Annotated in this window: 14 protein-coding genes and 1 pseudogene; 6 read left to right on the forward strand and 9 right to left on the reverse strand. The window is 57.2% G+C overall.

Annotated features, from left to right (window positions below; genetic code table 11):
• Positions 1 to 3: 3 nt before the first annotated feature.
• The 6 genes from dmsA to lrp form a co-directional block, all read right to left on the reverse strand.
• Positions 4 to 2448: a dimethylsulfoxide reductase subunit A gene (gene dmsA, locus K5I40_RS17410; protein ID WP_223075077.1), complete on the reverse strand. Its 2445-nt coding sequence runs from the start codon at positions 2446 to 2448 to the stop codon at positions 4 to 6.
• Between the two features lie 207 nt (positions 2449 to 2655).
• A complete protein-coding gene (serS, locus tag K5I40_RS17415; RefSeq protein ID WP_039029498.1) occupies positions 2656 to 3948 on the reverse strand; it encodes a serine--tRNA ligase in 1293 nt (430 codons plus the stop codon).
• A gap of 93 nt (positions 3949 to 4041) precedes the next feature.
• Positions 4042 to 5385 carry a replication-associated recombination protein RarA gene (gene rarA / locus K5I40_RS17420; protein WP_039029499.1) on the reverse strand — a complete coding sequence of 448 codons (1344 nt, stop codon included), beginning with the start codon at positions 5383 to 5385 and terminating at the stop codon, positions 4042 to 4044.
• A gap of 9 nt (positions 5386 to 5394) precedes the next feature.
• Positions 5395 to 6009: an outer membrane lipoprotein chaperone LolA gene (gene lolA, locus K5I40_RS17425; RefSeq protein WP_039029500.1), complete on the reverse strand. Its 615-nt coding sequence runs from the start codon at positions 6007 to 6009 to the stop codon at positions 5395 to 5397.
• A gap of 127 nt (positions 6010 to 6136) precedes the next feature.
• Positions 6137 to 10006: a DNA translocase FtsK gene (gene ftsK, locus K5I40_RS17430; protein WP_223075076.1), complete on the reverse strand. Its 3870-nt coding sequence runs from the start codon at positions 10004 to 10006 to the stop codon at positions 6137 to 6139.
• 133 nt (positions 10007 to 10139) lie between these two features.
• A complete protein-coding gene (lrp, locus tag K5I40_RS17435; protein WP_000228469.1) occupies positions 10140 to 10634 on the reverse strand; it encodes a leucine-responsive transcriptional regulator Lrp in 495 nt (164 codons plus the stop codon).
• 549 nt (positions 10635 to 11183) lie between these two features.
• On the opposite strand from lrp, the gene trxB reads away from it, so the two are divergent.
• The 6 genes and pseudogenes from trxB to infA all read left to right on the forward strand — a co-directional run bounded on the left by trxB (position 11184) and on the right by infA (position 17013).
• Positions 11184 to 12152 (forward strand): thioredoxin-disulfide reductase, encoded by a 969-nt coding sequence (gene trxB, locus K5I40_RS17440; RefSeq protein ID WP_039029502.1) that lies wholly within the window; start codon positions 11184 to 11186, stop codon positions 12150 to 12152.
• A 113-nt stretch (positions 12153 to 12265) separates the two neighbouring features.
• The gene (locus K5I40_RS17445) at positions 12266 to 14032 is read left to right on the forward strand and encodes a heme ABC transporter permease/ATP-binding protein CydD (RefSeq protein ID WP_223075075.1); all 1767 of its coding nucleotides are present in this window, start codon (positions 12266 to 12268) and stop codon (positions 14030 to 14032) included.
• On the forward strand, positions 14032 to 15753 hold the full coding sequence (locus K5I40_RS17450; protein ID WP_223075074.1) for a heme ABC transporter ATP-binding protein/permease CydC: 1722 nt from the start codon (positions 14032 to 14034) through the stop codon (positions 15751 to 15753). The genes K5I40_RS17445 and K5I40_RS17450 overlap by 1 nt, the downstream gene beginning before the upstream one ends.
• A 47-nt stretch (positions 15754 to 15800) precedes the next feature.
• A complete protein-coding gene (gene aat, locus K5I40_RS17455; protein ID WP_223075073.1) occupies positions 15801 to 16508 on the forward strand; it encodes a leucyl/phenylalanyl-tRNA--protein transferase in 708 nt (235 codons plus the stop codon).
• A gap of 173 nt (positions 16509 to 16681) precedes the next feature.
• Positions 16682 to 16867, forward strand: a pseudogene (locus K5I40_RS17460) (hypothetical protein); the annotation flags it as partial.
• A complete protein-coding gene (infA, locus tag K5I40_RS17465; RefSeq protein WP_001040187.1) occupies positions 16795 to 17013 on the forward strand; it encodes a translation initiation factor IF-1 in 219 nt (72 codons plus the stop codon). The pseudogene K5I40_RS17460 and the gene infA, both read left to right, overlap by 73 nt.
• 84 nt (positions 17014 to 17097) lie before the next feature.
• Here infA and K5I40_RS17470 read toward each other — a convergent pair whose 3' ends face one another.
• From K5I40_RS17470 to K5I40_RS17480, 3 genes are read right to left on the reverse strand one after another with little or no spacing between them, the layout of a single operon-like run.
• A complete protein-coding gene (locus tag K5I40_RS17470) occupies positions 17098 to 18660 on the reverse strand; it encodes a carbohydrate porin (RefSeq protein WP_139564675.1) in 1563 nt (520 codons plus the stop codon).
• A gap of 29 nt (positions 18661 to 18689) precedes the next feature.
• Positions 18690 to 20069, reverse strand: a complete 1380-nt coding sequence (locus K5I40_RS17475; RefSeq protein ID WP_223075072.1) for a glycoside-pentoside-hexuronide (GPH):cation symporter — start codon at positions 20067 to 20069, stop codon at positions 18690 to 18692.
• 24 nt (positions 20070 to 20093) lie between these two features.
• Positions 20094 to 21659 (reverse strand): family 78 glycoside hydrolase catalytic domain, encoded by a 1566-nt coding sequence (locus tag K5I40_RS17480; RefSeq protein ID WP_139564673.1) that lies wholly within the window; start codon positions 21657 to 21659, stop codon positions 20094 to 20096.
• Positions 21660 to 21847: the final 188 nt, after the last annotated feature.

The raw sequence follows: 21847 nt of genomic DNA on the forward strand, positions 1-21847 counted from the left end.
TCCTTACGCCTTTTCAACCTGAACGAGGTTACTGTGAGACGGATTACCTTTCGCCAGCGGCGACGGGCGTTGTGTGGTGAGCACATTAATGCAGCCAGCCTGATCCACGCGGTTGGCGTCCGGGTTGTACCAGGCGCCCTCACCTAACGCGACCACACCCGGCAGGATACGGGGCGTCACTTTGGCTTCGATATGCACTTCGCCGCGTCCGTTAAAGATCCGCACCCGGTCGCCGTTGGCGATCCCGCGCGATTTTGCATCCAGCGGATTGATCCACATCTCCTGACGACAGGACGCCTTCAGGACGTCAACGTTGCCGTAGGTGGAGTGGGTACGCGCCTTATAGTGGAATCCGGTCAGCTGTAGCGGGAACGCTTTGCTCTGCGGATCGTCGTAGTTTTCAAAGCCAGGGCTGTAAACCGGCAGCGGATCGATCACGTCGTCTTTCTCCAGCTCCCACGTTGCGGCGATCTGCGCCAACTGGGCGGAGTAGATCTCAATCTTGCCTGACGGCGTGGTCAGCGGATTGGCGACAGGATCGGCGCGGAAAGCCTTATAGGCCACGTGATGCCCTTCCGGGTCACGCTTTTTGAACATGCCCTGCTGGCGGAATTCATCAAATGACGGCAGCTCCGGAATGGCCTGGCGGGACTGCTCATACAGGTGGCGCATCCACCCTTCCTGGGTACGCCCTTCGGTGAACTGCTGCTCAACGCCCATGCGTTTCGCAAGTTCGGTCGTCATCTCATAGATGGTTTTGCAGCCGAAGCGCGGTTTGATCGCCTGGTCGGCAAAAATCACGTACGACATGTTGCCGCAGGAGGCGTCCAGGGCGAAGTCCATCTGTTCAGATGCGGTGCAGTCCGGCAGCAGAATATCGGCATACATTGCCGACGAGGTCATATGGCAATCCACCACCACAATCAGCTCGCACTTCTTGTCATCCTGCAGGATCTCGTGGGTGCGGTTGATCTGCGAATGCTGGTTGATCAGGCAGTTACCGGCATAGTTCCAGACCATCTTGATTGGCACGTCGAGTTTATCTTTGCCACGTACCCCGTCGCGGGTGGCGGTCATCTCCGGGCCACGCTCTATGGCATCGGTCCACATAAACATTGAGATGCTGGTCTGAACCGGGTTTTCCAGGGTCGGCATACGCACAAACGGCAGCGAATACGAGCCTTCACGCGCCCCGCTGTTGCCGCCGTGGATCCCCACGTTGCCGGTTAAAATTGCCAGCATGGCGATGGCGCGGGAGACAAGTTCGCCGTTGGCATGGCGCTGCGGGCCCCAGCCCTGAGAGATAAATGCGGGCTTCGCCCCAGCGATTTCACGCGCCAGTTTGACGATGCGCGCCTCGGGAATGCCGGTGATAGCGGCGGCCCAGGCGGGGGTTTTGGCAATACCGTCATTACCCTGGCCGAGAATGTAGGCTTTGTAGTGGCCGTTTGCCGGCGCCCCTTCCGGCAGCGTTTTTTCGTCGTAGCCGACGCAATATTTGTCGAGGAAAGGCTGATCGACGAGGTTCTCATTAATCATCACCCACGCCAGGGCGGAGATCAGCGCCGCATCGGTTCCCGGGCGGATCGGGATCCACTCATCTTCGCGCCCTGCCCCGGTGTCGGTATAGCGTGGGTCAATGACGATCATCCGGGCGTTCGATTTTTGCCGCGCCTGTTCAATGTAATAAGTTACTCCCCCGCCGCTCATACGCGTTTCGCCAGGGTTATTGCCGAACAGCACTACCAGCTGGCTGTTCTCAATGTCCGACGGGCTGTTGCCATCGGCCCAGCCGCCATAGGTGTAATTCAGGCCAGCGGCAATCTGCGCGGTGGAGTAGTCACCGTAATGATTGAGATAGCCCCCGCAGCAGTTCATCAGGCGGGCAATGAGAGTTTTACCCGGCGGCCAGGAGCGGGTCATGGTTCCACCCAGAGTGCCGGTGCCGTAGTTCAGATAGATGGATTCGTTACCGTAATCCTTAATCAGACGCTGCATCGTCCCGGCGATAGTGTCAAAGGCCTCTTCCCAGCTAATGGGTTCGAATTTGCCTTCGCCGCGTTTACCCACTCGCTTCATCGGCTGTTTCAGGCGATCCGGGTTATAGACGCGACGGCGCATCGAGCGGCCACGCAGGCAGGCGCGAACCTGATGTAACCCCTCGTAGTTATCATCCCCGGTATTGTCGGTTTCAACGTATTTAATCACATCGTCCACGACATGCATGCGCAGCGGACAGCGACTGCCGCAGTTTACCGTACAGGCGCTCCAGACCACTTTCTCATCGGATTTTACTGCAGTTGCGGCTTCAGCCGCCGATGCCAGACGTGAAAAAGGCAATGTGAATGCGCTACTGGCAACAGCCAGGCCGCCAATCGCCGTGGTTTTCATCAACCCACGTCGACTCACCTCGGCAGCCAGCAGCGCTTCAGGCGTTTTCATTTTCATAGACTCTCACTTTGATTGCTCACAAAGTTCAAAGGTGCGACAAAGTCGCTATATAGTTTTTTATATAAGGAAAGCATGCGTTAGCAGACGTTTTCGCTAACCAACTGTTTGGCAAGTATTACTACTTTAGAGGGAGGGGATATTGCCTGACATCAAAAGCGGGACATAAAAAAAGCGCCCTGAGGCGCTTTTTTACTTAAAAACATGTTAACCGATGTACTGCTGGCCTTTCATGTACGGACGTAGCACTTCAGGGATTTCGATACGACCGTCAGCCTGCTGATAGTTTTCCAGCACCGCCACCAGGGTACGACCCACTGCAAGGCCGGAACCGTTCAGGGTATGCACCAGGCGGGTTTTCTTGTCGGATTTGGTGCGGCAACGAGCCTGCATGCGGCGAGCCTGGAAATCACCTACGTTGGAGCAAGAGGAGATTTCGCGGTAGGTGTTCTGCGCAGGAACCCACACTTCGAGGTCGAAGGTTTTGCAGGCGCCAAAGCCCATATCACCGGTACACAGCGCCATACGACGGTACGGCAGACCCAGCAGCTCCAGCACTTTCTCTGCGTGACCGGTCATCTCTTCCAGCGCCGCCATGGACTCTTCCGGGCGAACGATCTGAACCATTTCAACTTTGTCGAACTGGTGCATACGGATCAGACCGCGGGTATCACGACCATAGGAGCCCGCTTCAGAACGGAAGCACGGAGAGTGTGCAGTCAGTTTAATCGGCAGGTCATCTTCGTCGATGATCTCGTCACGCACGAGGTTAGTCAGCGGCACTTCTGCCGTTGGGATCAGCGCGTAGTTGCTGCTGTCTGCTTCTTCGTCCAGTGGACGAGTATGGAACAGATCGCCGGCAAATTTCGGCAGCTGGCCCGTGCCGTACAGCGTATCGTGGTTAACCAGGTAGGGTACGTAGGTTTCGCTGTAGCCGTGCTGCTCGGTGTGCAAATCCAGCATGAACTGGGCCAGCGCACGATGCAGATGGGCAATCTGACCTTTCATCACCACGAAACGGGAGCCGGTCAGCTTAACCGCAGCGGCAAAGTCCAGGCCCGCGTGCATTTCGCCCAGCGTCACGTGATCGCGAACCTCGAAGTCGAACTCGCGAGGCGTGCCCCAGCGTTTCACTTCGACGTTGTCGTTTTCGTCCTTGCCGACAGGGACGCTGTCGTCAGGGGTATTTGGGATCGCCAGGGCGATATCACGAATTTCGGCCTGAAGAACGTCCAGCTCAGCTTTTGCCTGATCCAGTTCTTCACCCAGCTTGTTCACTTCCAGGCGTAATGGCTCGATGTCTTCCCCGCGCGCTTTCGCCTGGCCGATGGATTTCGATCGAGAGTTACGCTCTGCCTGCAAGTTTTCTGTTTGTACCTGCAGAACTTTACGACGCTCTTCAAGAGCGCGCAGCTTATCTACATCCAGTTTAAAGCCCCGGCGTGCCAGTTTTTCAGCGACTGCGTCTGGCTCGTTACGCAGCAGATTGGGATCGAGCATGCTTATCCTGTGCTTATCGAATTAAAAAATAGGAGGAAATGACCGCAGCCTGCGGTCATCAGATACATTACCAACATTACCGCAACGATAGCCCTAACGATAGCGTTTTATAGGGCTATTTTGATCCTGTCCGGTAAGCCAGGCGAGCTTTTCGCCAATCTTGCCCTCAAGGCCTCTGTTTGTGGGGTGATAGTAGCGTGTTTGTGCCATTTCCTGCGGGAAGTACTCCTCCCCGGCGGCATAGGCGTTGGGCTCGTCGTGGGCATAGCGATACTCCTGACCGTAACCCATCTCTTTCATCAGTTTGGTAGGGGCGTTACGCAGATGTACAGGGACATCGTAATCAGGACGCTCGCGGGCATCGGACATCGCCGCTTTGAAGGCGGTATAGACGGCATTACTTTTCGGCGCACAGGCCAGATAGACAATCGCCTGCGCAATGGCACGCTCGCCTTCGGCAGGCCCGACGCGGGTGAAGCAGTCCCATGCGGAGAGTGCCACCTGCATGGCGCGGGGATCGGCGTTACCCACATCTTCCGAGGCAATCGCCAGGCAGCGGCGGGCTACGTACAGCGGATCGCCCCCGGCGGTGATAATGCGCGCATACCAGTAGAGCGCGGCATCGGGGGCGCTGCCACGTACCGACTTGTGTAGTGCCGAGATTAGGTCGTAAAAACGATCGCCTTTGTTATCAAAACGCGCGCTGCGTTCGCCGGCAATTTCGGTCAGCAGCGCCGGGAGCAGAACCCGCTTACCGCTGTCGTCGGCTTCGGCCATATCGGCCATCATCTCGAGCGTATTCAGCGCCCGGCGTGCATCGCCGTTTACCAGCTCAGCAATGGCAAGACGGGTTTCGTCCGGCAGGACGATATCCTGGCCGCCGTAGCCCCGGGCCTTATCGGTCATTGCCTGGGTCAGCACCTGCTCGATGTCTTCGGTGGTTAATGACTTCAGCAGATAGACGCGGGCGCGGGACAGCAGCGCGGAGTTCAGCTCAAACGAGGGGTTTTCGGTGGTGGCGCCGATAAAGGTGATGGTGCCATCTTCGATGTGCGGCAGGAAAGCATCCTGCTGGCTCTTGTTGAAGCGGTGCACCTCGTCGACAAACAAAATGGTGCGGCGCCCGGCATTGCGGTTCTGTCGCGCCCGTTCGATGGCTTCGCGGATCTCTTTCACCCCGGAGGTGACGGCGGAAATACGCTCGACGTCCGCATCGGCATAGCGGGCAATGACCTCGGCCAGCGTGGTTTTACCTGTGCCTGGCGGCCCCCAGAGGATCATCGAATGCAGATGCCCGGCTTCAATAGCGCGCGGCAACGGCTTGCCCGCAGCCAGCAGATGCTGCTGGCCGATATACTGCGCTAAATTTTCTGGCCGCATACGGGCGGCCAGAGGTTGAAACGCATTATCTGAAAAATCGAGCGACAGGTTGCTCACGCACGCCTCTTACTTATTACGTTGATCGTCCACCGTGACGCCCTTCGGCGGGGTAAAGGTGAATTTAGATGCATCAACCGCCCCGTTCTGCTGGGATTTCAGCTGATAGCTGCTGCGCTGATCGTCCTGCTCAACCGCACCGAACTGATTGATGGTCCCGTTGCTGCTCACGTTAATGGTGAACTGCTTCAGATTACCGCTGCCACTTTTCGGGGTCAGCACAAAGTCATCGCCGTTCTGTTTGATGTTGTACTGCTGCCAGTCGCTGCTCTGGTTACGGGCGATCAGCATAAACGGCGTGTTGCTGGCGGCATCCTTAAGCCAGGTAGCGGTAGCCTGCTCCACAAACGGGTTGAAGAACCACAGGGTTTTCCCGTCGGAAACCAGGATGCTCTCATCCGGCTGGGTCATATGCCAGTTGAACAGATTCGGACGTTTAACCCACAAGTCACCCTGACCTTCCTGCACCGCGTTGCCGCTGCCATCGGTCACTTTCTGCGTGAAGCTGGCGTGGAAGCTGCTCACTTTATCGAGGCGGCTTTTCAGGTCGCTGGCGGCATCAGCCCAGACGCTGCTTGCCACAAAGCCAGTCAGTAATGCACAGGTGATTGCGATTTTTTTCATTGTTCATCCTTACAAAGCGTCTTCCCGAAATGGGGGTTTCTGTCACTATTCTGGACCTGCCCGCAGGCAGGCGACAGAAGAAAATGCTTAAATTTTGCTGCCTTACCCATCTTTGCAATCGGGGGCATTACTCGAACGGCGGCGGTGCCAGCACTTCACGGTTGCCGTTGTGGCCCTGCTCGCTCACGATGCCCTGGGCTTCCATCTGCTCGATGATGCGCGCTGCGCGGTTGTAGCCGATGCGGAACTGGCGCTGAACCCCGGAAATAGAGGCTTTACGTTTTTCAGTGACGAAGTTGACCGCCTGATCGAACAGCGGATCCAGCTCTTCACCGCCGTCAAAGCCGCCGCCACCGCCGCCTTCGCTTTCGCTGTCAGAGGTTATGCCTTCGATATATTGCGGACGACCGCGCGCCTTCCAGTCTTGCACCACGGCATGCACTTCCTGGTCGCGAACAAACGCGCCGTGGACACGCACCGGCGAGGTCGAGTTAGGCCCGGAATAGAGCATATCACCCATGCCGAGCAGCGACTCTGCGCCGCCCTGGTCGAGAATGGTACGGGAGTCGATTTTGCTCGACACGGTAAAGGCGATACGGGTCGGGATATTGGCTTTAATCAGGCCGGTGATGACATCCACCGACGGACGCTGGGTCGCCAGCACCAGGTGAATACCTGCCGCACGCGCTTTCTGCGCCAGGCGAGCGATCAGCTCTTCCACTTTCTTGCCGACGGTCATCATCAGGTCGGCAAATTCATCCACCAGCACCACGATGTACGGCAGTTTTTCCAGCACCGGATGCTCAGCATCCATGCTGTCGCCCGGTTTCCAGTACGGATCCGGAATTGGACGGCCCATCTTCGCCGCTTCTGCGATGATCTCGTTATATCCGGCGAGGTTACGCACGCCGAGCGCAGACATCAGCTTGTAGCGACGCTCCATCTCGTTGACGCTCCAGCGCAGGGCGTTGGCAGCATCTTTCATGTCGGTCACCACTTCGGTCAGCAGATGCGGAATACCTTCGTAAACCGAGAGCTCCAGCATTTTCGGGTCGATCATGATGAAACGCACATCTTCCGGCTGCGCTTTGTACAGAATGCTGAGGATCATGGCGTTCACCCCAACAGACTTACCGGAACCGGTCGTACCCGCCACCAGCAGGTGTGGCATTTTCGCCAGATCGGCCACCACAGGCTCGCCGGCAATGTCTTTACCCAGCACCACGCTCAGCGGCGACGGGTTATCGCGGAATTTGGCGTTATCCAGCACTTCGCGCAGGTAAACGGTCTGACGTTTTTTATTCGGCAGCTCCAGGCCAACATAAGGTTTGCCCGGAATGACCTCAACCACGCGCACGGCCACGGTGGAGAGCGAACGCGCCAGGTCACGAGAGAGGTTGGAAATACGCGCGGCTTTCACGCCCGGCGCCAGGTTCAGCTCGAAACGGGTGATCACCGGGCCAGGCGAATAGTTCACCACATCCGCTTTAATACGGAAATCGGCCAGACGCAGTTCTACCAGGCGCGCCATTTGATCGAGGGCGAAGGTATCGACCGGTTCAACTTCCGTTGGCGGCGGTGTCAGCAGGTCAAATGACGGCAGCGGCGTGGTCGGTCTTTGCAGCGGACGGCTGTCACCGTTACGCATCAGCAGCGGGTGGATCAGGCTCTGTTGAGACTGAGGCGCTGGCTGCTGCGGCTGCACAGGCTGTTGAGGCTGTGCATACTGCTGCGGCGGCTGCTGAACAGGCTGTTGAGGCTGTGCATACTGCTGCGGCGGCTGCTGAACAGGCTGTTGAGGCTGTGCATACTGCTGTGGCGGCTGCTGAACAGGCTGTTGAGGCTGTGCATACTGCTGTGGTTGCGGCGGCGTAAATGCCTGACGCGGCGGCTCGGCTTCCGGCATTACGCCCGGCGTGAACAGCGGTTCGCTCGGCGTATCATCCACCAGATCTTTCATTGGCGAGAATTCAAAGTCCGCCAGCGAGAACGGGTTAGCCCCCGTCGGCTGCTCCCCGGAATAACGCTGCTGCTGCGTGGCGGCGAACTGGCGAGCCAGCTCCGCCTCGGCGGCATCATCTTCGTCATTTTGAGTGTCAAAGTGCTGCGGCTCAGCCTGATAATCCTCACCGCCATACCGCTGATGTTGCTGCTGAGCGAACTGGCGGGCCAGCTCCTCCTGCTGCATTTCATCGGCATCCTCTTCGTACTGTTCAACTTCGTAATGCTGACGTCCGGCCTCACGCGCTTTCTCTTCCGCTATCCGCTGGGAAGGCAGCTTGATGCCATACGAGGCCAGCTCACGGCGGGTAGGAACACGCACGCGGTTAGGGCGCGGCAACTGAGGACCAATCCCCTCTTTCACCTGTGGACGCGGTGCGCCACCGGTTGCCAGGCTGAATAACGGTGCTGCAGCGCTGGCCGCAGCCGCGCCTGCGCTTGTCGCCTGCTGTACGCTGGCAGCAACAGGTGCGACGGTAGAGACTGGCTCCACAACTGGAACAGCTGGAGTTTCAGCAGCTTTAACCGGGGCTGGCTCTTGTGCCGCCTCAGGCACCGGTTGATACCAGGCCGCGAGCTGCTCGCGCTCGCGGGCACGTTTCTCTTCCACCTCTTCGAAATAGTAAAGCGGCGGACGGGAGGGTTTCACCTCTTCGACCGGCGGCTCTTCAATAATCGGTTGAGCGATAACCGGCTCAGGCTGATAAACAGGCTCAGGCTGATAAACAGGTTCAGGTTGATAGACCGGCTCGGACTGATACACCGGTTCCGGCTGATACACGGGCTGCTGCGGCTCGTACTGCGGCTGCGCATAAACAGGCTCAGGCTGATAAGGCGGCTGCCACTGCTCCTGCGGTGCAGGGGCGGCATAAAGGTCTGGCTCAGGAGCATACGCCGGGGCGGCTGGCGCGCCTGGCTCAGCCTGCCAGTCAACCGCAGGCGGCTGTAACGGCATCTCTGGTAAAGAAGGAGTCGGGGTCACCGGATCCACCGGCGCAGCAAAAGCCTGAGTTGCCGTGGTGGCGGCAGCGGCGGCGGCAAGCGGCTCAGCCACTGAGTGGCCGTTGAGCAGCGGATCGTACTCATCATAATCGGATGTCAGGGCACGATTACCGGAGAACAGCACATCATCCGGATCGGCGGCTACGCCACGGGCGCTGTAAGCCACCTCTTCCTCGTCGTCCATCCGTTTGCCGGAGAACAACGCCGCATCGGTTTTGCGGCCTAATGGATTGGCGAATTTCTCAGCCACACGCTTACGACGCGCCAGCGCCCCGCGCATAATGCGGGCGCGGCGAGACTCCCGACGCTCGGCGCTCGGCTCGGCATCTTCGTAGTCGTCTTCATACTCTTCGTCGTTGACCCAGGTGTCGTCACGACGGGTGCGGTTGCTGGCAAAGGTCAGGACGTTGAGGATCACACTGCCGATTTTCTCGGCGATGCTGACCCAGGACCAGCCGGTAAAGAGGGTCAGCCCCGCGCCCCAGACGCAGAGCAGCGCCAGCGTGCCACCGCTGCTGTGCAGCATCGGCTGCAGCGCGGTGCTCAGCAGGCTGCCAATCACGCCACCGGAGGCAAAATACCAGATGTCGTCGGCGTTAATCGCCGCCAGACCGCAGGAGGTGAGGATCAGCGCCAGCGCGCCTATCAGACGCAGCGAGACGGCAAAATAGTCGATGTAGTCATCGTTCTGGCGATGGCGCCAGGCGAACCAGCAGCCGCCAATAATAATGACGGGAAGGGTGTACGCCATCACGCCAAAGATAAAGAACAGCGTATCCGCCAGCCATGCGCCCGGTACGCCGCCTAAATTATGAATAGGCTCGTGCCATGCGGTCTGTGACCAGCTGGGATCGGAGGGGTTGAAACTGAGTAAGGCTGCCATCAACCAGACGGCAAAAAGAGCAACAAGGATCAGTAACGCCTCAAGGAGTCGGCGTCCACTGCTGAGCTTGGTTAAATTGACTTCTTTGTCTTCGGTATATTCCTGGCTCAAAACAGGCTCTCCAGGTATCAGGCAATTCCTGCCTGAGTGCTAAACGGACAACAGTGCCGGGAGGCCCGACACTGTTGCTGTATGGATTACCAGGAGTGTAATCAAAGTACGCTGATATTGCACCTGTTCCGTGTTAGCGCGTCTTAATAACCAGACGATTGCTCTGTTTGACTTCTTCCATTACCACGTAGGTACGGGTGTCGTTCACACCAGGCAGTCGCAGCAGGGTTTCGCCAAGCAGCTTACGGTATGCGGACATATCAGGTACGCGGGTTTTCAACAGGTAGTCGAAATCACCGGAAACCAGATGACACTCTTGAATTTCTTCAAGTTTTTGTACGGCGGCATTGAATTGCTCAAACACATCCGGCGCACCACGATTCAGAGTAATCTCAACAAATACCAGAAGTGAGGCATCCAGATAATGCGGGTTCAGCAGTGCTGTATAGCCCTGAATAAAACCCTGTCTTTCCAGTCGGCGCACACGCTCAAGGCATGGCGTCGGGGAAAGTCCCACACGTTTTGAAAGCTCGACGTTGGAAATACGCCCATCCTTTTGCAATTCATTAAGAATGTTACGATCGATACGGTCGAGATCTTTGCCAGGGCGCTTCTTGCTATCTACCATTATTATTGTCTCTCTGTATTCCTTCCCTAACTCCTGCCAGGACCCTGTGCACTTCACTGTTCAGAGTCTTTCCCCGCGGTTAACCGCATCGCCTGTTTTTTAGTTTACGCGATGCTGATTGGGGTTATGTGGTATGAAGACCGTTGCCCAGAGGCGGCCATCAACATCACGTATGGCATCTGTCCACACCATGCGTAGATTTCGCTGACCCGGTAAAAATGGTGATTTTGTGCATGACTATGCGAAACACAAAGACCGTTTTTTTTCTTCCTTGAATGTTTTCGCAAAAGCGCAGGGGATTGTCAAAGCAAAACATCGATTTTTAGTACAACATGCCGGATATTCATTACGTCCGGCGATTAATCCTCATTTTATCGCCGCAGTTTCGACCGATTACCTACCATTATTGTTATAAAATCACCTTTCCCGCGCGGCGGTTGATTGGCGCTTTCTATTACACACATCGTTAACAAAATCGCTGCGCCCTTTTTTACGGCAACAAATTCCCTACAATCCGGGAAAATGTCTGCCAACAACAATGGGGATCTCATGGGCACGGCCAAACACAGCAAACTTCTAATTCTTGGTTCTGGACCTGCGGGATACACCGCAGCGGTCTACGCTGCACGCGCTAACCTGCAACCGGTACTGATCACGGGCATGGAAAAAGGCGGTCAGCTGACCACCACGACCGAAGTAGAAAACTGGCCAGGCGATCCTGAAGGCCTGACCGGGCCGTTGCTGATGGAACGCATGCACGAGCATGCCGCCAAATTTGATACCGAAATCATTTTTGACCACATCAACAAGGTCGATCTGCAAAACCGTCCGTTCCGCCTGATCGGTGATAACGCGGAATATACCTGCGACGCGCTGATCGTCGCGACCGGTGCTTCTGCCCGCTATCTGGGCCTCCCGTCTGAAGAGGCGTTTAAAGGCCGCGGCGTTTCTGCCTGCGCAACCTGCGACGGTTTCTTCTATCGCAACCAGAAGGTCGCGGTCATCGGCGGCGGCAACACCGCGGTTGAAGAGGCACTGTATCTGGCGAATATCGCCTCTGAAGTGCACCTCATTCACCGCCGTGATACTTTCCGCGCGGAAAAGATCCTGATCAAGCGTCTGATGGACAAAGTGGCCAGCGGCAATATCGTGCTGCATACCCACCGCACCCTTGAAGAAGTGACCGGCGATCAGATGGGCGTTGCAGGTCTGCGCATCCGTGATACGCAGAACACCGACAACGTCGAAACGCTGGAAGTGGCGGGTCTGTTCGTGGCCATCGGCCACAGCCCGAACACGGCGATCTTCGACGGCCAGCTGGAGCTGGAGAACGGCTACATCAAAGTGCAGTCCGGTATTCATGGCAATGCCACCCAGACCAGCATCCCGGGCGTGTTCGCCGCGGGCGACGTGATGGACCACATTTATCGTCAGGCAATCACCTCTGCGGGCACCGGTTGTATGGCCGCGCTGGATGCAGAACGATATCTCGACGGACTGGCCGATCAGAGTAAATAATTTTTACAAATCAGCAACAAACGTAAAAAAGGCGGCGATAAGTCGCCTTTATTGTCTCTGCGATGTAACATTGCCGTGCCCAATACCTAATAACATCACCTGCAAAGCACGCAATGGAAAAAACCCGTCAACAAGAGTTAACACGCTGGCTTAAACAGCAAAGCGTTCTTTCCCGCCGCTGGCTGAATATTTCCCGTCTTTTAGGGTTTATCAGCGGACTGTTGATTGTTGGCCAGGCATGGCTGCTGGCCCGCATTCTTAACCATATGATCATGGAAAATATCCCGCGGGAGGCTCTGTTACTGCCTTTCATTGTGCTGATCCTTGTTTTTATCCTGCGTGCCTGGGTGGTCTGGTTGCGTGAGCGCGTGGGTTTTCACGCCGGACAGAATATCCGCTATGAAATTCGCCGCCAGGTGCTCGACAGGCTGCAGGAGGCCGGGCCCGCCTGGATCCAGGGCAAGCCTGCCGGAAGCTGGGCGACGCTCATCCTCGAGCAAATCGATGATATGCACGACTACTATGCCCGCTATCTGCCCCAGATGGCGCTGGCCGCTTTTGTTCCCCTGCTGATTGTGCTCGCCATTTTCCCTTATAACTGGGTCGCCGCGCTGATCCTGCTGGGTACCGCCCCGCTGATCCCGCTGTTTATGGCGATGGTCGGTATGGGGGCCGCCGACGCCAACCGCCGCAACTTCCTGGCGCTCGGCCGTCTCAGCGGCCATTTCCTTGATCGCCTGCGCGGTATGGAAACGCTGCGTATTTTTGGTCGTGGCGAAGCCGAAACCGAAAACATTCGCCACGCCTCCCAGGATTTCCGCCAGCGCACCATGGAAGTGTTACGCCTGGCGTTTCTCTCCTCAGGGGTGCTGGAGTTCTTTACCTCCCTGTCGATTGCGCTGGTTGCCGTCTACTTTGGTTTCTCCTACCTCGGCGCCCTCAATTTCGGCCATTACGGCACCGCTGTGACCCTCTCCGCAGGCTTCCTGGCACTGATTCTGGCGCCGGAGTTTTTCCAGCCATTGCGCGATCTGGGCACCTTTTATCATGCGAAGGCGCAGGCAGTGGGCGCGGCCGACAGCCTGAAAACCTTCCTTGAAACGCCGCTGGCCCATCCGCAGCGCGGCGACGTGACCCTGAGCACCAGCAAACCGGTAAGCGTGGAGGCCGAAGATTTCTGCGTCCTCTCGCCGGAGGGCAAAGTACTGGCAGGGCCATTAAACTTCACCCTGGCGGCAGGCCAGCGGGTGGTGCTGGTGGGTACCAGCGGCTCGGGCAAAAGCTCGCTGCTGAATGCGTTATCTGGCTTTATGGCCTACAGCGGCTCGTTGCGAATCAACCAGGTTGAGCTCTCTGCGCTCGATCCTGACGAGTGGCGCACCCACTTAAGCTGGGTGGGTCAGAACCCGCAGCTTCCGGCAGCCACGCTGCGGGAAAACGTGCTGCTGGCGCGCCCGGACGCCAGCGAAGAAGAGCTGCTGTCGGTGCTCGATCGGGCGTGGGTCAGCGAGTTTCTCCCCCTTCTTCCGAATGGCGTGGACACGGTGGTGGGCGATCAGTCGGCGGGGCTCTCCGTCGGCCAGGCACAGCGTATTGCCGTGGCCCGCGCCCTGCTCAACCCGTGCCAGCTTTTACTGCTGGATGAGCCCGCCGCCAGCCTGGATGCGCACAGCGAACAGCGCGTGATGCTGGCCCTTGATGCCGCATCGCAGCAGCAGACCACGCTGATGGTAACCCACCAGCTGGAGGGCATCGCTCAGTGGGATCAGATTTGGGTCATGGAAAACGGCCAGCTTGTTGAGCAGGGCGATTACGCTACGCTCTCAGCGGCACAGGGCCCGTTTGCGGCCCTGCTGGCAAACCGTCAGGAGGAGATCTGATGCGCGCTTTACTGCCTTATCTGGCGCTGTATATTCGCCACAAATGGATGCTGACGCTGGGCGTAGTGCTGGCGATTGTCACCCTGCTGGCCAGCATCGGTCTGTTAACGCTCTCCGGCTGGTTCCTCTCTGCCTCGGCGGTAGCCGGGTTTGCCGGACTGTACAGCTTCAACTATATGCTGCCTGCCGCCGGGGTGCGCGGCACGGCGATCACCCGTACTGCCGGGCGCTACTTTGAACGTCTGGTCAGCCATGACGCGACCTTCCGCGTCCTGCAACACCTGCGCGTAACCACCTTCAGCAAGTTGCTCCCCCTCTCCCCTGCCGGGCTGGCGCGCTATCGCCAGGGCGAACTGCTTAACCGCGTTGTCGCCGACGTCGATACTCTTGATCACCTCTACCTGCGCGTCATCTCCCCGCTGGTGGGTGCGCTGGTGGTGATTGTGGTCGTCACCCTCGGGCTGTGCCTGCTGGATGTTCACATTGCGCTGGTACTCGGCGGGATCATGCTCGCGACGCTCTTTGTATTACCGCCCCTGTTTTACCGGGCCGGGAAACCGACCGGCGAAAACCTGACCCGTCTGCGCGGCGAGTATCGCCAGCAGCTGACGGGCTGGCTGCAGGGTCAGGCGGAGCTGACGATCTTTGGTGCCAGCCGTCGCTATCGCGCGCAGATGGAAAATACCGAGCTTAACTGGCACGAAGCCCAGCGCAAGCAGTCCGAGTTAACGGCCCTGTCACAGGCGTTGATGCTGTTGATTGGCGGAGGCGCAGTAATGGCGATGCTGTGGATGGCTTCTGGCGGCGTGGGCGATAACACCCAGCCGGGCCCGCTCATTGCGCTTTTTGTCTTCTGTGCGCTGGCGGCGTTCGAAGCTCTAGCTCCGGTGACCGGTGCGTTTCAGCACCTGGGACAGGTGGTGGCCTCGGCGCTGCGCATCACGCAAATCACCGGTCAGGAGCCTGAGGTACAGTTCAGCACCGCTGCGTCTGAAGTGCCTGAGCAGCTGGCTCTGCGTCTAGCGGATGTGAGCTTTGCCTACGACGGTCAGGCCCAGCCCGCGCTGGACCATATTAATCTGACGATCCCCGCAGGTGCCCACGTTGCGGTGCTGGGACGCACGGGCTGCGGTAAATCCACGCTGCTGCAGCTCCTGACCCGCGCCTGGGATCCGGCGCAGGGAGAGATCCTGTTCAACGACACGCCCCTGATGCAGATGAGCGAGCCAGCCCTGCGCAAAACGGTAAGCGTGGTGCCGCAGCGGGTCCATCTTTTCAGCGCCACCCTGCGTGACAACCTGCTATTAGCGGCCCCCGGCACCGCCGATGAAGTTTTGGGTGCGATGCTGGTAAAAGTGGGTCTGCACAAGCTGCTGGAAGACGAAGGGCTCAACAGCTGGCTTGGCGAAGGCGGCCGTCAGCTTTCCGGAGGCGAGCTGCGCCGTCTGGCGATTGCCCGCGCGCTGCTGCACAATGCGCCGCTGATGTTGCTGGATGAACCGACCGAGGGGCTGGACGCCACAACGGAGCGCCAAATACTTGATTTACTGAAAGAAGAGATGCAAGGCAAAACGGTGCTGATGGTGACGCACCGCCTGCGCGGCCTGGCGGATTTCGATCAAATTATTGTGATGGACAACGGACACATTATTGAGCAAGGTAATCACGCTGAACTGTTGGCAAAACAGGGCCGCTACTACCAGTTTAAACAACGTCTGTAGTCTATATTTGAACCGATCCCCACTTTGCGTACTGGAGTTTTGTTGTCATGCGCCTGGTCCAGCTTTCTCGTCACTCTCTTGCGTTCCCTTCTCCGGAAGGGGCGCTGCGCGAACCTAATGGTTTGCTGGCCCTGGGCGGCGACCTGAGCCCGTCGCGTTTACTGATGGCGTACCAGCGCGGGATTTTTCCGTGGTTTTCTCCCGGCGATCCGATCTTATGGTGGTCGCCCGACCCCCGCGCCGTTATGTGGCCTGCGGAATTTCATATCAGCCGCAGCATGAAACGCTTTCACGCTCACTCCCCTTATCGCGTCACCCTCAACCACGCGTTTGGCCAGGTGATCCAGGGGTGCGCCAACGATCGCTTCGAAGGAACCTGGATCACACCCGAGGTGATCGCCGCCTATCATCGCCTGCATGAGCTGGGTTATGCCCATTCAATTGAGGTGTGGGACGATAAAAATGAACTGGTGGGCGGGATGTACGGTGTGGCGCAGGGTACGCTGTTCTGCGGTGAATCGATGTTCAGCCGGGCGGTTAACGCCTCGAAAACCGCGCTGCTGGTTTTCTGCGAGCGTTTTGCCCGCAGCGGCGGGAGATTAGTTGATTGCCAAGTGCTGAACGAACATACCGCCTCTCTCGGCGCGGTCGAGATCTCCCGCCATGAATATCTGGCACAGCTGGCAACCCTGCGCATGCAAAAATTACCGCAGAACTTCTGGGTGCCAGCGACGTTATTTATGCCCCAAAGATAAATGTTTTCCGCATATTTTTCCTCAAGGTGCTATAATTCTGCCGCAGAGTAGGTTCTGCCTGTTGCCCCGCCGCCGTTTGGGAATAGTTCGCATCCGATAACGCCCTATCGTTTATCCTGCCACCTCCCCTTTACGTATGCGCTTTTCGTACGGTTCATCCGTGACGTCCGGGTAATACGCTGAAACTGCTTTGCTGCGTTTTAAACGCGCAAATCTTTACTTAATTGATGAATTTCGGCATTATCTTGCCGGTTCAAAACTTGGTAGTGATACCCCAGAGGATTAGATGGCCAAAGAAGACAATATTGAAATGCAGGGTACCGTTCTCGAAACGTTGCCTAACACCATGTTTCGCGTAGAACTGGAAAACGGTCACGTCGTTACCGCGCATATCTCCGGTAAAATGCGTAAGAACTATATCCGTATTCTGACGGGCGACAAAGTGACTGTTGAGCTGACCCCGTACGACCTGAGCAAAGGCCGCATTGTCTTCCGTAGTCGCTAAGAGTTTTTCGCCGCGAATGGCGTAGTGTAGTAAAAATAATCAAGGCCGGGATATCCCGGCCTTTTTGTTGGCTGTTACGCGACGTTAAAACCAGATTTCGGTCTGCACACCAAAATTCCATGTCCCGCCCGCAGTGAACCCTGCGCTACCAAAGTCGTCGTTAATAGCATACCGATCCAGCTCTTTATCCCAGTTCATATATGTGGCAAACAGGCGGATCTCCGGACGCGCTTTGATATCAAACACGTTGCCTACTTTGAACGTCGGGGCAAAGGTCAGCTTGTAAAAGTCCCCTTTCACCGCCTGATACTGGTGTACGTCCCCATCCGATCGATAGGTGCGCCCGTTGGGATCCAGATCCATATACTGCCAGGACGCCTCATACAGCAGGGCAAAATGCGGGGTTAGCGCCTGTGAGGCACGAAGGTTAAAGGTCGCCCAGTCATAACGGTCGCCGTCACGATAACGATCTTCGCTGTGCTGAGCGATGACTGACGGCGCGATTTCCCAGTTTTTCGCCACCGGCAGAATACCGTAAGAGGCGAAGCGCAGAGAGGTGGCATTATCCGTGAGATCGCCGTCGCTGCCCGGCTGGCGCGCTTCGGCTCCTAACCCGCCGCCAAACTGCAGCGCTGTTTCCGATAACCCCTTCGTCAGGCCATAAAACTGCTGTTTGTCGTGATAAGCCAGCATCACGTAATAACCGTTTTGCGCAGTGTTGTCGCTGCGCAGGGCATAGCTTCCGGTCGAGGAGGTGTTGTCCTTGAGATCGTCGTTGCCCTGGGCCGTCATCCCGGTGAGCATCAGCTGCCAGTTACCGTAGAAGTGGTTGGCGGTCAGCATCAGGTTCTGGATGTCGTTGTCTTCATAGTGCGAGCTACCAAGATCGCCGAAATTGCGGCCATACAGGGAGTAATCACCTTTCAGGTTATTGGTCCACTGCACGTCGTAGATCCCGGCCCCGGTGCCGCCGAGGAACATGATGTCGCTGTCGGTAAAGTGAATATCAAAGTTATCGCGATCGAAACGCTTCCCGGCCCACAGATAAGCGTTTTTCGCCGGCCCGGAAAATTCGGCGAAGTTGCCCATCTCCACATACATCTGGCGCACGTTGATATGGTGGCTGTCGTTGTCCTGCACCCAGGGATCGGGGTTGGTAGCCCCATCGGCAATCATGGTTTTAAAGTGAGCCCAGGAGCCATCGTCAAAAGTCATGCGCTTGCCAAAACTAAGCTCGATGTAATTGTCTTCCTCATTACCCAAACGCCCGACGTGCGCGTCGCCATTAAGCGAGCTGGCCGGTGACACGCCAGGACCGCCGCGCGCCCCTTTGCCGTGGTTATTGATTAGCAGACCGGAACGGGCGTATGCGTTAAATTCGAATCCATCGCTGAGCGCGTTTTGCTTCTGCTTCTGGCTGACGGTCTCCACTTTCTTTTCGGTAGCCTGAGTTTGCTGGCTTAGTGTGGCTAATTTTGCCTCCGCCTGTGAGGCACGCTGTTCAGCCTCGGCAGTTCGTTGTTCCGCTGCGTTCAGGCGCTGCTCCAGCAGAGCCAGGCGTTGTTCCACACTTTGCGCGTCGGCAAAGACATATGAGGGCGAAAAAAGGGCGCAGCAAACCGCTGCGCTAATCACAGAGATACGCATAGATGTCCTGTTATCAGAAAGAGGTCAGATTAAATAACGGCGGATTTTTTGAGTTCTGGTGCGCCGTCCGGGGCGTAGATGCCAGCATCAAGGTCCGCGCGGATCGCCGCGAAGCTGTCGTCAAGCCGGTAGAAGCGCCCGATCCAGATCATCGACGCCACGATGAGCCCGGCGGGGATCCACAGGTAGCAGGCCTGGATCGCCAGCAGGGCTGACGGGGTCTGCGCCGCGTTTGCCACATAGCCGCCCGAGGAGAGCAAGAGACCGGTGATCGCCCCTGCCCCCGCCATCGCCACTTTACCGAGGAAGCCGTTGATGGAGGTCAGAATGCCTGCGGTGTTAATCCTGGTTTTCCAGACGCCGTAATCCACCGGATCGGCCTGCATGGAGAAGTAGATCGCGGTGCGTTGCCCTGCGCCGAGCGACAGGACGATAGCCCCGATAACCAGCCCCCAGTAGTTGATGCCCGCCGCCATCATGATCCCCATCCCGACAAGGTTAACCGTACTGGCGACCAGATAGACATGGCGTTTTTTCATTAAGCCTGCGAGGAACGGCACCGTCAGCGTCCCGAGCAGCGGCACGAAGGAGGAGATCCCGGCCACCAGGGCGGTCAGTTCGCTGCTGCCCACGTAGTAGTGGAAGAAATAGACCAGCGCCCCCGTCTGGAAGAAGAATGCCCCCCACATCAGGAAGATATTCAGCGCGAACACCTTCCACGGGGTGTTGGATTTCAGGCCGGTCCAGGCACGTTTCAACGTCATGCGCTCCTGGGTAATACTGATTTTCTCCTCCACGTTGCGGAAGCTGATCAGCAGGAAGAAAGTGGCGATTACCCCGAATACCACGGCGGTATAGAGGAAACCCTGGGCCTGATTGCCCTGTCCTAACGCTCCGACCAGTGGCAGCGTGGCCACCGCCACAATAGTGGATCCCAGCGAGCCGAGCAGAATACGCACTGCGGATAAGGTGGTGCGCTCCTGGGAATCCGCCGTCAGGAACGGCAGCATCGCGCAGAAAGGAATGTTGACGATGGTGTAGAGGAACGAGAGGCACAGGTAGGTGATAAATGCATACACCAGCTTGCCGGTGGTGCCAAAATCAGGCACGTAAAATGCCAGAATACACATCAGCCCGAAGGGTACCGCACCAAACAGCAGCCACGGACGGCAACGCCCCCAGCGGGTGGTGGTGTTGTCGATCATAAGACCCATCAACACATCCGCCACCCCGTCCACCAGCCGTGTCACCAGGAACATGATCCCCACCCAGTAGGCCGGGAGGTTCATTACGTCGGTATAGAAAAACATCAGGTATAGCGAAATTAACTGCCAGACCAGGTTACAGGAGAGATCGGCAATCCCGTAACCTAACCGTTGCCGCCATAGGGTAAAGAAGGTTTTAGCCATTTTGTTCACTTTATTGTTGTGTTATCAGAGGCCGAACTGGCGAATAAACCAGGCCGGGGTACAGCTCCATGCATGGCAGTAACTGTTGATGAGCTTACTGCCATACGGGGAGAAGTCAGGTCTTTGCGGATCAAATAATTCCCAAAAGGTGTCCGCCCCGTCATCTACCATCGCCCCCCAGTAAGCTTTTATCTCGGCCACGGCACGCTCACGCAAGCCGCATTTCAACAGCGCGGCGATAAAGTGGTGGCGTAGATAGGGGGTGTTCATGCCGATGGACGGCGGCGACTGTAGTAAATTCGTCATAACATTTAGCTGGTGTGCAGCATTGCCCACATCGGCCAGCACCAGCCAGATTTGCGAGGCGGCGCTGATCTGGCGCGCGGAACCGCTGATATAGAAGCCGCTTGCTTCATCCCAGAGTTGATGCGCAGCACGTTTCACCCACGTCAGTTGATCGTGCAGGAAAGCAACCTGTTCAGGAGCGCAGACTTCCGCCAGCCGCACAGCTTTATCGATGCAGTAGATCAGCACTCCCTGGGAGGCCGCCTGCTTATTGAGCCGATCGTGCCAGTCGATAAACGACCACCATTCATCGCTGTCTGTTACCAGGCCTGCTTCGCAACGCGCCAACGCCAGCTCGACCTGACGGAAGGCAATCGGCCACAGCTCACGGGCGGTGGAGATATCCCCGGTCACCTGCAGGTAGTTGTAGAGCGTATCGACAAAAAAGAGAGAATAATCAAACAGGAAGGTATCATCCGCCCTCACCTCGGGACGGACAAAAATATTGGCCGAGACCATCCCGTCCTCCCGGCGATGACCGGCAAACAGGTACAGGCAGCGGCGCACCAGATCGTGATTGGCAAAAGTGACGTCATTCACCAGGGCCTGTAACCGGAGGTCACCCAGCCATAAACGCCGATCCCGCTTCGGCCCGTCCTCAAACACCTCCTGCATGCAGTTACGCAGGGTTCTGACAGCCACTTCATCAATTTTCAGCAGCTGTGGATCGGTGGCGTTGCAGGGTGGATATTCATCTGGCGCCGAGCTGACGCTATTTAACGTGATTTGCTTAAAGCGCAGCTGATATTTGGGCGAAAGCGCTACAACCCGCACCTTCAGATAACGAAAACAGTAGCGACGTGCGAGGGTAATATCCGCTGGCAGGACGTCAATATATTCATGGTGTTGTTGCAACCAGCTGCTGCTTAACCATCCCTGATAGTCGCTGAAAGGCTCTGCCATTTCGCACAACGTTTCGCCAAAAATAAACTCCAGATGGGCGGGGGCATCCGGTGGGCTGCCCGCGGCTTCGCAGATGAAATTTAACCAGCCGACACCGTGGGTGCCAAAATCCAGAATAAAGGAATCTCCCGGGGAAAAGGGTTGCTTCAGCCAGGTGCAGGCATCGGCCACCTTTTCCGCACGCCAGCCGTGGAGGGCATGACTGTCGGGAACGGTGTTGATCACGCTGACGGGAGAAATCGCCTGCGAATGGAGCGTTGGCATCAATGCACTGGCGGTGGCCAGGAGCTGTTCGTCGCGATACATGGTGAGATTATGGTGTTGCTGAAGTGCCTGAGACATACTGCGCCCTCTGTAAGATTTCAGGCAGAATAGAGGCGATGGGGAGTTGAGAGCCACTCTCAGATTGCCAACTCCAAACGCAGTTTGGCAGTGTCAGTGAGGTCAGCCCGAGTATGTTCACATTTTGAAAAACAGGACTTCTTAAGCGGTGAGAAATCAATTATCGTGCTCGCAGCTTTTCATGTGGC

It is taken from the genome of Leclercia sp. LTM14 (assembly GCF_023736175.1).
In the GTDB taxonomy this organism is placed as follows: Bacteria; Pseudomonadota; Gammaproteobacteria; order Enterobacterales; family Enterobacteriaceae; genus Enterobacter; species Enterobacter barmai.